Source organism: Maritimimonas sp. 2205BS37-2 (genome assembly GCF_056591755.1).
In genome coordinates, this window is sequence record NZ_JBWQOI010000002.1 from 1,096,521 (window position 1) to 1,109,373 (window position 12,853).

A 12,853-nucleotide genomic window follows, 5' to 3' on the forward strand; every position below is an offset into this window, starting at 1 on the left:
AAAAGTAGTTATTTTTTAATTACGCTAATTATAAAACAACGAAATCGATAGAGATGAAATCTAGAAGGGATAGTTAATACCAATATTATAAACAGCGCGATTAAAGTTATAATTTTTAAACCATTTATTAGAATTAGGCAGGTAAGGTTCATAGGTCTTAAACCCAATATCGAATCGAAATATTAAAAAGCTAAAATCATAACGTGCTCCAAAACCTGAACCAACAGCAATGTCTTTTACAGAATTAAAACCTGTGAACTTAGCTTCTGGCGAAGAAACTGAAGAATTAGCAATATCCCATATATTACCGGCATCGATAAAAAGTGCAGCATTTAAGCTATTAATCAACTTAAATCGATATTCAAGATTAGAGGTGAATTTTAAATTACCAACATTAAATTCTAAAGTGCTTAATTCTGAACCCGGGCCTAAGTCAAAAGTTCTCCAAGCGCGAATATCATTAGACCCTCCTGCACGGTAGCTTCTACTAAAGGGAATTTCATCTGAGTTTCCAAATGGAACGGCAATACCAATAAAATTTCTAAATACTAAGGTGCTGTTTTCATTAAAAGCCCAATACTTTTTATGCTCTAGTTCTGTTTTTATATACTGTGCTATTGGCAAACCAAACAGAACCTTTCTACCATTTTCATTCGTTTTATTAGTAAAAGAAGAAGTAACAGAACCAGAAGAAATCAATCTACCCGAAAAGGTCGAAAAGCTATTATCTCTAAAGTTTTCTCGATTGTTATAAGTAATGCCATAAGAAATAACCGGAACAAGAACATCCTCCACAAGAATTTTACGTTGCTCTTCTACATTATTGACAAAATTGAATTCCTCTGGCTGACTTATGGCAAACGGATTGTCTGAATCTAAAACATAATTTATATACTCCTGGGCAATCAACACTTCATTCCCTTCTGAGTCAAGTGTATAAAAATTATCTCGCTCGTTTTCCGGAACAACGATAGTACCCAAACCATTAATTGGGGAAGCATCACCAGATATAGCATTTAGCTTATTGAATTCTGATTTATATACTTCAAAGTATCTACCTTCATTTCTATTGTTGATGTATTGAACATTTAAAAGCTCTAACTTATGGCTTGTGGTTCTTGAACTTTGCCAAGTATAATCAAGACTACCCGTAATATTTTGTCTATCTAAACCAATATTTTCTTGAAAACCTAAACTCAAACTTATATTAGTTTTTGGGGTCATTCTTTTTGGAATGATTTTACTGGTATTTAACGGAAATAATATCCTTGGAATTTTTAATGAAGCACTTGATCCAATTTCTAAAGCATTAAAAAAAGAGTTATTACTCGCATCAGCAGCGATAGACGTATTTAAGAATGATCCTTGAAATGATAATTCAAATATTTCAGCTCCTTTAAATACATTTCTATTTAAAAAAGAGAGTTTGCCTAAAATCCCGAAAGGTTTGATATTAGATGTGGTGAATTCTGTATCCCATCCTAAAGAATATTTTTTAAGAGGGGTTAAAAATATATTAGCGGTTAATGTTTCATCTTCATTTTCTACATACTTAATATCAATAGATGGCCGAAAATTTTGTAAGTCTCTCAGATACTTTCTAGTAAGGTCTCTCTCAGAATCTTTATAAACACTATCTGGCTGAATTATAATTGAATTTGATAAGTATTTCGGGTTGTATTTTAACTCATCAATTGAATAAAAATTAATCTTGTTATAGGTTGCGGAATCTTTTATTTTTTGATCTTTTGTATTAAATGAAAAATCGGTATAAACGTTTACAGCCTTAATCTTTTGGATTTTATACGGCACACTGTAAATACTATCGTTTACTTCTATAAATCTGTTAGGAATTTTTAGTTGAACTCCATGCTTATGCTCTTGATTACTTGTAGTGTCAATATCAAAAGTCATAATATTTTTACCAAAATGATAAATACCAGAATTTCTAAAAAGAGAGACTATGCGGTTTTCTTCATCTTCGAAGTTTTTAAGTTTAAACTGCTGACCTTGAGCAATTATAGATTTGTCTATATGCCGTTTATAAATTGAATCTAGCACGGCAGACTCTATTTGCGCAGCTATAGAATCGAGAAAATAAGGCTCTCCTGTAACTATAGAATATTCTATTTGGACTCTTTTATTTTTTGCTTGAAGTTCTTTAAAAGAGGCTGTGGCATCCCAAAATCCATTATTAAAATAATAACGCTCTAGGGCAGATGCAGATTTTTCAACTTTATCAAGATCTGAGATTACCGGTGCATTACCACTTTTTAATAACCATCTATTAAAGCCAATTGAAGTTCTTCGCAAGGCGTTTAGCTGTTTATCAGAAAAGGTTTTAGCAAACCAATTTTTAAAACGCGGCTTATTATCTGGCCATTGAACCGCTGTGGTGTCTAAATTCCCAAGGTTATAGATTAATAGCGAGAACGGAATCCCTAAGATGCGCTGATTGGGTTTTTGCTGTAAATAACTTTGAAGTTCTAATGAGACCTTCTTTTTACCATTGACTAAAATGGTGTTTTTATCAAGTAAGTACTCTCCATCTTGAACATGCTTAACAACATTACATGAAATAAGAAAGGCTAGTAATAGAATAAATAATACTATTTTCGTACAAATGTTAAGCAATACAAGCCAATTTTTAGTTTTCTGAAAAGCAAAAATATCCAAATAATACCAAATGTAATATTATTTAAATGCTGAGCAAAAATCAATTAAAATTAATTACAAGTTTACAGCAAAAAAAGTACCGAAATAAATATGGTTTATTTATTGCAGAAGGTGTTAAAACGGTAAATGAGTTCTTAAACTCAAACTTTGAATGCGAATTTTTATTTCAAAGCGAAGATTTTTCAGAGAAAAATGCAATTAAAGATGCAATCTTTTTAAGTGAAACTGAATTGAAAAAAATTAGTTCACTCAAGACCCCTAATAAAGTATTGGGAGTATTTAAAATGCCAAAAGAAAAACCTTTAGATAAAAAAGGACTGATCATCGCGCTTGATGCAGTTAATGACCCAGGCAACTTAGGAACCATAATAAGACTTTGTGATTGGTTTGGTGTTCAACAAATTATTTGTTCGAAAGATACAGTAGATTGTTATAATTCTAAGGTCGTTCAGGCAACCATGGGATCTTTAACTCGTGTATCAATCTTGTATACAAACCTCACAGATATTTTAAATGATATTGATATGCCTGTTTTTGGTGCCGTTATGAATGGTGAAAACATTCATAAAGCAAAAATTAACCCAGAAGGGGTTTTGGTAATGGGTAATGAAGCCAATGGTATTTCCGTAGAAGTATCGAAACTATTAACTCATAAAGTTACAATACCAAGATTTGGAAATTTACAGCAAACAGAAAGTTTAAATGTGGCTACAGCTACTGCAATTCTCCTTAATGAATTTCGAAGAGCTTAAGTGCTTACTCAAAAGTAAAATTTAAAAATACGCCTCGCGTACCAAAATAATCAACAGGGCCAGTATAAGGACTTCCATTAAAATTATCAGGAACAATCTCGTTGTTAATTGCAAAAACACCTCTTATTGATGGAGAAAATTTAAAAAAGTATAGGTATATATCTACTCCTAGCCCAATTTCATAAGAGAAATTACTTGTTTTCATTCTAAATTCACCACTAAAATTATCATCGGAGTTATTCTGATTACTAGAAAAATTATAATCATAAGATACACCTCCAATAACAAAAGCACGCATATTATGTATTCGATTTGTGCTAAATTTTAATAATAATGGAAATCGAGCATAAGTGCCCGGAACATCCCTGACATTACCAGCAAGTTGAGCATCATTTGGATCAACCACAACCGGATTGTAGGTAAGAGTTTTAGTATTACTTGAAAGTCCTGGTTCAAATCTTAAATTAATATTGTCATGTAATCTATAATCGATTACCAGACCGATATTAAACCCATAAGACTCTTCAACGGTTATATAATCGGTGTCAAAATTATTTACAACACCATTAATATCATTATATCTAATTTTAAAACCTTTTTTATTGAGGCCAAGATAATATCCAAAATGTAATTGTTTCTTGTCAAAATTAGGGAGATACTCTACCTTATCTCTTTTTTGAGCATATAAATTTGAAGATACTAACAATACTATGCTTAGTAAGGGGATAAAAAATCGATTCATTGCTAAAATTTACTTTGTTGCTGTGTACATGGAAGCAATTCCAAAAGTTAAAGGCTTGTTAGTTGTATTAATAAACCCATTTTTTTGCAAAATATTGTTGAAGTTTTTTCCATAAGGGAAAACAGCTGCAGATTCGGGTAGATAATCGTAAGCTCTTTTATCTTTAGAAAAGATTTTTCCAATGGTTGGAATGATATATTTCGAATAGAATTTAAATAAAGGTTTCATAATAAACCCTTCTGGTTGAGAGGTTTCCAAAACTACAAAGACTCCATTTGGTTTTAAAACACGATAAATTTCTTGCAATCCCTTATCAAGATTTTCAAAATTCCTTACGCCAAAGCCAACGGTAATAGCATCGAAACTATTATCTTCAAAAGAAAGATTTTCTGAATCTCCTTGAACCATTTCTATTAAATGTTCTAAATTTTTCTTTTTTACTTTTTCAATTCCCACGTTAAGCATCCCTTGTGAGAGGTCGAGGCCAACGACCTTATCAGGATTTAATTTAGAAAGCATTAAAGCAAAATCACCTGTGCCTGTGGCAATATCAAGTATTTGTTTCGGATTTTTCTTAGCAACTGTTTTAACCACTAGTTTTCTCCATTTCATATCAATACCAAAAGTTAGTAGTCGATTTAAAAAATCGTATTTATAAGAAACGTTATCAAACATTTCAGCTACCTGCTCTTTTTTACTTCTAGCATCCTTGTATGGTGTAACTTTAGCGGCCATAAATCTATTTTCGGCAAAGATACATAATCAGTCAAGACAGAAGAATTAAATATTTGGTTATTTACTTGACAAGCCCTATGTTGATATTGTATATTTGCGCTCATTTTCACGAAAATAGATTAAGAACTCACATGAAATTATCACATTTTAAATTTGACTTACCCAAAGAATTATTAGCCGAATATCCTTCAGAGGTAAGAGATGAAGCACGCCTAATGGTGTTAAATCGTAAAGATCAAACTATAGAACATAAATTGTTTAAAGATTTAGTTCAGTATTTTGACGAAGACGATATCATGGTTTTTAATAATACTAAAGTTTTTCCGGCCAGATTATATGGTAATAAGGAGAAGACTGGAGCAAGAATTGAAGTATTCTTGTTAAGAGAATTGAATAAAGAAAGCCGCTTATGGGATGTTCTGGTTGATCCGGCTCGTAAAATTAGAATTGGGAACAAATTATTTTTTGGAGACAATGACGATTTAGTAGCAGAGGTAATTGATAATACAACTTCTCGTGGAAGAACATTACGTTTCTTATTTGACGGTAGTTATGAAGAGTTTAGAAAAAAATTGCAGGATTTAGGAGAAACTCCATTGCCAAAATATATTAAACGAGAAGCAGAGCCTCAAGATGCCGAACGCTACCAAACAATATATGCAAAACATGAAGGAGCCGTTGCAGCACCAACGGCAGGTCTACATTTTTCTAAGCATTTACTAAAAAGATTAGAAATTAAAGGAGTTGATTTAGCAGAAGTGACACTGCATGTTGGTTTAGGTACTTTTCAACCAGTAGAAGTAGAAGATTTATCTAAGCACAAAATGGATTCAGAAGAAATTCACATACCAGAGAATGCTGCAAAATCTGTCAATGAAGCGCTAAGCAATAAAAGAAAGGTATGTGCTGTTGGTACTACAGTAATGCGAACTATGGAAAGTTCGGTATCTGCAGATAATCGTTTAAAACCATTTAAAGGTTGGACACATAAGTTTATCTTTCCTCCATATGATTTTAGTATCGCTAATGCTATGATTACGAACTTTCATACACCGCAATCAACACTAATGATGATGACAGCAGCTTTTGCCGGGCACGATTTCCTTAAGGAGGCCTATGCTGAAGCAATTAAAGAAAAATACAATTTTTACTCGTATGGTGACGCCATGCTAATACTGTAAAAAGATATTACTTATATTTAAAAAGCCTTAAGAATTTTCTTAAGGCTTTTTATTTTAAAACAGTATATTTACCTCATCAATAAAGGGGAGACATGAGAATTATTTTTACCAGTGCTTTAATTTTAATTTTTTCTTACAGCTTTGCACAAACTACCAACAAAGGTAAACCTGTTAGTTGGAGTTTAAATAACAATAAGCTCGGATTAACATCTATTCAATTACCAGCATTAGATATAAAACAAATAAAAGAAGAGGATCAAAAAAATGATTTGATTCAAGGAAAACCATGGCGCTACGGTATTCAACGTGAGGTAAACTATGGATTAGCAAATGGAGGTGTGTGGACTGAACTTGATAATGGAGATAGAATTTGGCGTATAGCATTTCATTCTCCACAAGCAATAAACCTGAGCTTTAATTTTGATAATTTTTATCTACCCAATGGCGCAAATTTGTATTTATATAATGATGACAGGTCAGATCTATTAGGAGCCTACACGAGCCAAGTAAATAATGAGCATCAAATGTTAGGCACCTGGTTAGTTAGAGGTGATAAAGTGTGGTTAGAATATTTTGAACCCAAAGAAGTAAAGAATGAAGGCAAATTACATATTTCTTCGCTTGTTCACGGATATCGCTTAGGAAAAGAATTTCAAAAAAATTATAACTTAAATACAAAAGGGCTAAACGACTCGGGAGATTGTAATCACGATGTTGATTGTCCAATTGGTCAAGATTTTGAAGATCAAAAAAATCTTTTAAAGAAATCGGTTGCCTTTTTAAGTATGGGTAATGGATTTATTTGCTCTGGAGCTTTAGTGAATAATACTGCAGAAGATAAAACACCATATTTCTTAACTGCGAATCATTGTTTTTTTGATAATAATGATAACCCATCGAATCCAGCACTGTATTCGATGCGATTTAATTGGATAAGCCCAAACCCGGTTTGTGGTTCTACAACAAACAGTACTAATAGTGCAGAAAACCTCACCATGAGCGGTGCTACTTTAAGAGCTAGAAATGAAGGATCAGACTATATGCTTGTTGAAATTAATAATGCTATTCCGGAAGATTGGGAATTAACCTATGCCGGGTGGGACAGATCTGACAGCAACCCATCATTTGAGGTTGGAATTCATCATCCTTCAGGTGATATTATGAAAGTTGCCAGAGATGACTCGGGTGCCACCAAAGCAAATGCGAGTGGAACCGAAGTATGGCTTATAGGAGGAGGTAGCCAAGGGAGCGGCGACGGATGGGAAATAGGTGTAACGGAAGGAGGTTCATCGGGGTCCCCATTATTTAATCAAAACGGACATATTATTGGTGAGCTTTTCGCCGGGCAGGCAGCATGTAACGGAACCATCGATAATAATGAATTTGATATATATGGACGTTTTGCAGTAGCCTGGGATCAAGGAGCAAGTTCTTCTGAGAGACTAAGAGATTGGTTAGACCCTCTTAATTTGAGTCCGTTAACTTTAGATAGCTTTATCGCTGAAGAAAAATTGGCTCTTGATGGATCTTTGAATTCATCTTCAGTTAGTATCAATTGTGATAATTTTTCTGCCACCCCAAGTATCATTCTTCGAAATGAAGGGTTAAATACCTTAACAAGTGCGAACATAGATTGGTTTGTAGATAATCAAAGCCAAACTCAGTTTCAGTGGACAGGATCATTGGAAAGTGGTGCATCAGAATCAATTCAATTACCCTCTGTAACAGTGAATGCAGGAACTCATACATTGAGAGCAAATATTATTAGCCTAAATGAAGCTGCAGATCAGAATAGCTTAGATAATGAAAGCAACGTAAATTTCAATATTGCCGATGGGTTAAGAACAAATATTGTCAAACTATCATTAACAACAGATAATTTCCCTAATCAAACGTCTTGGCAGTTTAAAGATGAAAATAATACTGTTATTGCAAGTGGTGGCCCTTATAGTTCTAACCAGCAGGGGATCACTATTGAAGAGTCATTTATAGTGCAGAGTCAAATGTGTTATACGTTTGAAATTAATGACAGTTTGGGTAATGGAATTTGCTGTAACTCGGGCAACGGTTCTTTTAGCTTGAAGCTAGACAATGACACCGTTATCTACGAAAGTAATGGTACATTTGAATTTAAAGACATTACCAAAATAAAGGTTGATGATCTTAATTTTCAACCAGAAAATATTGTGTTATATCCAAACCCTTCAACAGATGGAATTTATAATGTTATAGGCTTTGTTTCTGGTTTAGAATACGAGGTTTTTAATCAGCTAGGCCAAAAGGTGTATAATGGACAATTGCAAACTAATGAATTAGACATTTCTCATCTTGTGGGGAATATATTCTTTATTCGAATTACTAGTCAGATAAGTGGTGAAGAGGTGATTAAACCAGTGATACTAGCTAGATAATTTTCAATACTTTTTATATAATAAATCCTGCTTCGGCAGGATTTTATATTTTTGCGGGAATGATAGAAAAGAAAGATATACGGGCCTTAACAAAAGAAGAGCTTCGAAATTTTTTTGTAGAAAATAACGATAAGTCGTTTCGTGGGAATCAGGTATATGAATGGTTATGGAATAAAGCTGCTCATTCTTTTGAAGATATGACGAATATTTCAAAAGAAACAAGGGCCATGCTCAAGGAACATTTTGTTATTAATCATGTTGAAGTAGATCAAATGCAACGATCTACAGATGGTACCATAAAAAATGCTATTAAACTCCATGATAATTTAATTGTAGAATCGGTATTGATCCCTACAGAAACACGAACTACTGCATGTGTATCAAGTCAAGTAGGGTGTAGTTTAGATTGTAACTTTTGCGCAACGGCCCGATTAAAGCGAATGCGAAATTTAAACCCTGATGAAATTTACGATCAAGTTGTAGCAATAGATAAACAAAGTAGGTTATATCATAATCATAAATTATCAAACATAGTTTTTATGGGGATGGGCGAACCTCTTTTAAACTATAAAAATGTACTAACTTCAATTGATAAGATTACTTCAGACGAGGGCTTGGGGATGTCTCCAAAGCGAATCACACTTTCTACGGTTGGTATACCAAAGATGATTAAAAAAATGGCAGATGATGAGGTGAAATTTAACCTCGCCGTTTCACTACATTCAGCTATTGATGAGGTAAGAAGTAGAATGATGCCAATAAATGAAAAAAGCAATTTGGCCGAGCTTCTAGAATCATTACAGTACTGGTATGCCAAAACTAAAAAGAGAATCACTTTTGAATATGTAGTTTGGAAAAATATTAATGACACCCAAAAAGATGTTGATGCATTGGTTGCCTATTGCAAAAAAGTACCGTGTAAAGTAAACCTAATAGAATACAATGCCATTGACGATGGCGAATTTCAACAGGCATCACCCGAGGCGATTGATATGTATATAAAAACCTTAGAGGCAAATAGAATTGTAGTTAATGTACGCCGTAGTAGAGGTAAAGATATTGATGCTGCCTGTGGTCAATTAGCAAATAAGACTACCTAATTTAACCTTCACGCAAAACTCTTAAAAGCGCAGGAACTTTTTAAATTAATGGAAGCTGAATCATGTTGAGCATTACAAAGGTCTACTATTCATTTAATAATTGATTTATCGCATCCAAATTAGGGGCTAGAATAATTTCGATACGCCTATTTTTCGCTTTACCCGAAATAGAATTATTACTTGCTACAGGTAAAAATTTGCTACGACCAGCGGCGGTTATTTGTTTTGGAGAAACATTATTATTCGTTAATATTCTTGCTACAGCCGTTGCTCTTTTTGTAGAAAGATCCCAGTTATCTTGTATTGAACCTTTTCCGCCATAAGGCACATTATCGGTATGTCCTTCTATTAAAACATCAATGTCTTGATTTTGTCTTAATACGCTTGCCAAATTCACAACTGCGGTTCGCCCTTGTGAACCTACGGCCCAGCTACCAGAACTAAAAAGTAATTTGTTTTCCATTGAAACATAAACCTTCCCATTTTTACGCTCTACGGTTAAACCTTTTCCTTCAAACCCACTTAAAGCAGCTGAAACAGCATCTTTTAAGCGTAGCATTTTAGCTTCCTTAGCAGCAATTAACCCTTCTAATTCATCTACACGTTTTGATCTTGAGTTTAGCTCGCCTTGCAGTTTTTCTAAACGTCCGCTTTCAGCAGCTAAACGCGCTTCCTTATCTTGAAGTTGTTTTAGCAAGGTTCTGTTTTGCTTTTCTTTTTCAGAAAGTTGCTCGGCACTCATTTGTGAGAGTTCATCATATTCTTTTTCAAGCTTACTTTTTTTATCGGCTAATCGCGCAACCTCGTCATTCAATTTACTTTTATCTGCACTTAAATTATCAACTTCAGATTGTAACTTTGCTTTGTTAGCCTCTAACTCTTTTTTTGTATCAATTAAACTTTGATTTTCATCAAAAAGATCAGAGTTATTATCGCGCAATCGATGATACTTATCTTCTAATTCGGTGTAAACTTTTTTCGATACGCAAGAAGTTAAAAGGCTGGTAAGTGTTAGAATAAAAAGAAATTTTTTCATCACTTGTGTTTTAAGTTTCTATTTCAACCCCAATAGGGCAATGGTCTGAATGTTTTGCCTCTGGTAAAATATAAGCACGCTTTAATCGATCTTTTAAAGGTTCTGTGGCCATACAATAATCAATACGCCAACCTTTGTTATTTGCTCTAGCATTTGCACGGTAACTCCACCAGCTATAGTGATGAGGTTCTTTTACAAAATACCTAAAGGTGTCAATAAACCCACTATCAATAAACTTGCCAATCCATTCACGCTCAACAGGCAAAAACCCGGAAACCCCTTTCATTTTTGGGTTGTGAATATCAATTTCTTCATGGCAAATATTATAATCTCCGCAGATAACGAGGTTTGGTATTTCTTGTTTTAGCTGATTAATATATTCTTGAAATTCGGCCATATAATTAAGTTTGAAATTCAACCGGTCGTCATTGGTTCCCGAGGGCAAGTATAAACTCATAACAGACACATTGTCGAAATCTAATCGAAGATTTCTACCTTCAAAATCCATTGTTTCTATTCCGGTACCATATTCAACATGATTTGGCTTAATCTTTGACAGGACGGCTACACTGCTATACCCTTTTTTTTGTGCAGAAAACCAGTAGTGATAAGGATAACCAGCTTGCTCAAAAATGGCTAGATCCAGCTGTTCTTTATGTGCCTTTGTTTCTTGAATACAAATCACATCAGGATTGGCAGCTTGTAACCAATCTATAAACCCTTTTTTTAAAGCAGCGCGAATGCCATTTACGTTGTAAGAGATTATATTCATAAATTTCAATTGTTAAATATCAAATCCTAACAGTAGATTTTTTCAAAAATTCTAGAATTTGGTATTTAGAATTTGAGTTTTTAGTTAATAGTCATTTCAGGAATTTCACCTTCAACAACAAGTGTTCCTTCAGTAGCATTCTTTATTTCTTCAACCGATACTCCAGGTGCTCGCTCTAGTAAATGAAAAGCATTATCTTTCACTTCAAGAACAGCTAAATTAGTTACAATTCTAGTTACGCAACCAACCCCTGTTAATGGCAATGAGCATTTTTTAAGCAGTTTTGATTCTCCCCGCTTATTGGTATGCATCATAGCAACAATAATGTTTTCTGCAGAAGCAACTAAATCCATTGCACCACCCATGCCTTTAACCATTCTTCCAGGGATTTTCCAATTAGCAATGTCTCCATTTTGTGCTACTTCCATCGCCCCCAGAACAGTGAGCTGTACATGTTGACCGCGAATCATTGCAAAACTAGTTGCAGAATTAAAAATCGAGCCTCCTTCTAAAACGGTTACAGTTTGTTTTCCTGCATTGATCAAATCGGCATCCACATTTTCTTCATATGGAAAAGGCCCCATGCCAAGTAAACCATTCTCACTTTGAAATTCTACTTGAATACCTTTTGGAATATAGTTTGCTACAAGTGTTGGAATACCTATTCCTAAGTTCACATACCATCTATCTTGTAATTCTTGGGCAATTCGTTTTGCAATTCCGATCTTATCAAGGCTCATACAATTAATTTTTAGGAGTTATGGTTCTGTTCTCAATACGCTTTTCGTAGTTTTTTCCTTCAAAAATACGTTGCACAAAAATTCCTGGAGTATGAATTTGGTTTGGGTCTAATGTTCCGGCAGGAACCAACTCTTCAACTTCAGCAACGGTAGTTTTACCGGCCATTGCCATCATTGGGTTAAAATTTCGTGCGGTTCCTTTAAAAATTAAGTTACCTGCGGTATCACCTTTCCAGGCTTTTACAAATGCAAAATCTGGCTTAAAAGCATGCTCTAAAACATACATTTTACCATTAAACTCACGGGTTTCTTTTCCTTCGGCAACCTCGGTGCCATAACCAGCAGGTGTATAAAATGCCGGAATACCTGCACCTGTTGCTCTACATCGCTCTGCCAACGTTCCCTGCGGAATAAGATCGACTTCCAACTCACCACTAAGCATTTGTCGTTCGAATTCGTCGTTTTCGCCTACATATGAGGAAATCATTTTTTTTATCTGACGTTGTTGCAGTAATAAGCCTAGGCCGAAGTCATCGACCCCTGCATTATTTGATATACAAGTTAGATCATTGATACCTAAGCGAACCAATTCTGAGATACTATTTTCAGGAATACCACAAAGTCCAAAACCACCTAACATAAAAGTCATGCCCGATGTTACTCCTTGTAAAGCTTCTTGAGCATCTTTTACTACTTTATTTATCATAT

The 12,853-nt window shown here is 34.2% G+C and carries 11 protein-coding genes; 4 read left to right on the forward strand and 7 right to left on the reverse strand.

Annotated elements, in window-relative coordinates; translation table 11 throughout:
• Window positions 1–60: 60 nt before the first annotated feature.
• Complete coding sequence (gene tamL, locus AC1EUU_RS12370) at window positions 61–2,634, reverse strand: translocation and assembly module lipoprotein TamL (RefSeq protein WP_480201740.1); 2,574 nt, start codon at window positions 2,632–2,634, stop codon at window positions 61–63.
• A gap of 68 nt (window positions 2,635–2,702) precedes the next feature.
• On the opposite strand from tamL, the gene AC1EUU_RS12375 reads away from it, so the two are divergent.
• The gene (locus AC1EUU_RS12375) at window positions 2,703–3,428 is read left to right on the forward strand and encodes a TrmH family RNA methyltransferase (RefSeq protein ID WP_480201741.1); all 726 of its coding nucleotides are present in this window, start codon (window positions 2,703–2,705) and stop codon (window positions 3,426–3,428) included.
• A 4-nt stretch (window positions 3,429–3,432) separates the two neighbouring features.
• Here AC1EUU_RS12375 and porT read toward each other — a convergent pair whose 3' ends face one another.
• Window positions 3,433–4,170: a type IX secretion/gliding motility protein PorT/SprT gene (gene porT / locus AC1EUU_RS12380; protein ID WP_480201742.1), complete on the reverse strand. Its 738-nt coding sequence runs from the start codon at window positions 4,168–4,170 to the stop codon at window positions 3,433–3,435.
• A 9-nt stretch (window positions 4,171–4,179) separates the two neighbouring features.
• Entirely contained in the window at window positions 4,180–4,905 is a 726-nt protein-coding gene (gene ubiE / locus AC1EUU_RS12385; protein WP_480201743.1) for a bifunctional demethylmenaquinone methyltransferase/2-methoxy-6-polyprenyl-1,4-benzoquinol methylase UbiE, read from the reverse strand.
• A 131-nt stretch (window positions 4,906–5,036) separates the two neighbouring features.
• Between ubiE and queA the strand changes: the two genes are divergently transcribed.
• From queA to rlmN, 3 genes are all read left to right on the forward strand, one after another.
• Window positions 5,037–6,086 (forward strand): tRNA preQ1(34) S-adenosylmethionine ribosyltransferase-isomerase QueA, encoded by a 1,050-nt coding sequence (gene queA / locus AC1EUU_RS12390; RefSeq protein ID WP_480201744.1) that lies wholly within the window; start codon window positions 5,037–5,039, stop codon window positions 6,084–6,086.
• Between the two features lie 92 nt (window positions 6,087–6,178).
• Window positions 6,179–8,497, forward strand: coding sequence for a T9SS type A sorting domain-containing protein (locus AC1EUU_RS12395; RefSeq protein ID WP_480201745.1), 2,319 nt, complete (start codon window positions 6,179–6,181; stop codon window positions 8,495–8,497).
• Between the two features lie 59 nt (window positions 8,498–8,556).
• Entirely contained in the window at window positions 8,557–9,597 is a 1,041-nt protein-coding gene (gene rlmN, locus AC1EUU_RS12400) for a dual-specificity RNA methyltransferase RlmN (RefSeq protein ID WP_480201746.1), read from the forward strand.
• An 85-nt stretch (window positions 9,598–9,682) separates the two neighbouring features.
• On the opposite strand, the gene AC1EUU_RS12405 is transcribed toward rlmN, so the two are convergent.
• From AC1EUU_RS12405 to AC1EUU_RS12420, 4 genes are all read right to left on the reverse strand, one after another.
• Complete coding sequence (locus AC1EUU_RS12405; RefSeq protein WP_480201747.1) at window positions 9,683–10,633, reverse strand: OmpA/MotB family protein; 951 nt, start codon at window positions 10,631–10,633, stop codon at window positions 9,683–9,685.
• Window positions 10,634–10,643: 10 nt separating this feature from the next.
• Complete coding sequence (locus tag AC1EUU_RS12410) at window positions 10,644–11,405, reverse strand: exodeoxyribonuclease III (RefSeq protein ID WP_480201748.1); 762 nt, start codon at window positions 11,403–11,405, stop codon at window positions 10,644–10,646.
• Window positions 11,406–11,485: 80 nt separating this feature from the next.
• Complete coding sequence (locus AC1EUU_RS12415; RefSeq protein ID WP_480201749.1) at window positions 11,486–12,145, reverse strand: 3-oxoacid CoA-transferase subunit B; 660 nt, start codon at window positions 12,143–12,145, stop codon at window positions 11,486–11,488.
• 4 nt (window positions 12,146–12,149) lie between these two features.
• Complete coding sequence (locus AC1EUU_RS12420) at window positions 12,150–12,851, reverse strand: CoA transferase subunit A (RefSeq protein WP_480201750.1); 702 nt, start codon at window positions 12,849–12,851, stop codon at window positions 12,150–12,152.
• Window positions 12,852–12,853: the final 2 nt, after the last annotated feature.

Bases quoted from the DNA above. Each gene is read 5' to 3' on its own strand.
- AC1EUU_RS12375 (WP_480201741.1), top strand. From the start codon at position 2,703: ATGCTGAGCAAAAATCAATTAAAATTAATTACAAGTTTACAGCAAAAA.
- porT (WP_480201742.1), bottom strand. From the start codon at position 4,170: ATGAATCGATTTTTTATCCCCTTACTAAGCATAGTATTGTTAGTATCT.
- ubiE (WP_480201743.1), bottom strand. From the start codon at position 4,905: ATGGCCGCTAAAGTTACACCATACAAGGATGCTAGAAGTAAAAAAGAG.
- queA (WP_480201744.1), top strand. From the start codon at position 5,037: ATGAAATTATCACATTTTAAATTTGACTTACCCAAAGAATTATTAGCC.
- AC1EUU_RS12395 (WP_480201745.1), top strand. From the start codon at position 6,179: ATGAGAATTATTTTTACCAGTGCTTTAATTTTAATTTTTTCTTACAGC.
- rlmN (WP_480201746.1), top strand. From the start codon at position 8,557: ATGATAGAAAAGAAAGATATACGGGCCTTAACAAAAGAAGAGCTTCGA.
- AC1EUU_RS12405 (WP_480201747.1), bottom strand. From the start codon at position 10,633: ATGAAAAAATTTCTTTTTATTCTAACACTTACCAGCCTTTTAACTTCT.
- AC1EUU_RS12410 (WP_480201748.1), bottom strand. From the start codon at position 11,405: ATGAATATAATCTCTTACAACGTAAATGGCATTCGCGCTGCTTTAAAA.
- AC1EUU_RS12415 (WP_480201749.1), bottom strand. From the start codon at position 12,145: ATGAGCCTTGATAAGATCGGAATTGCAAAACGAATTGCCCAAGAATTA.
- AC1EUU_RS12420 (WP_480201750.1), bottom strand. From the start codon at position 12,851: ATGATAAATAAAGTAGTAAAAGATGCTCAAGAAGCTTTACAAGGAGTA.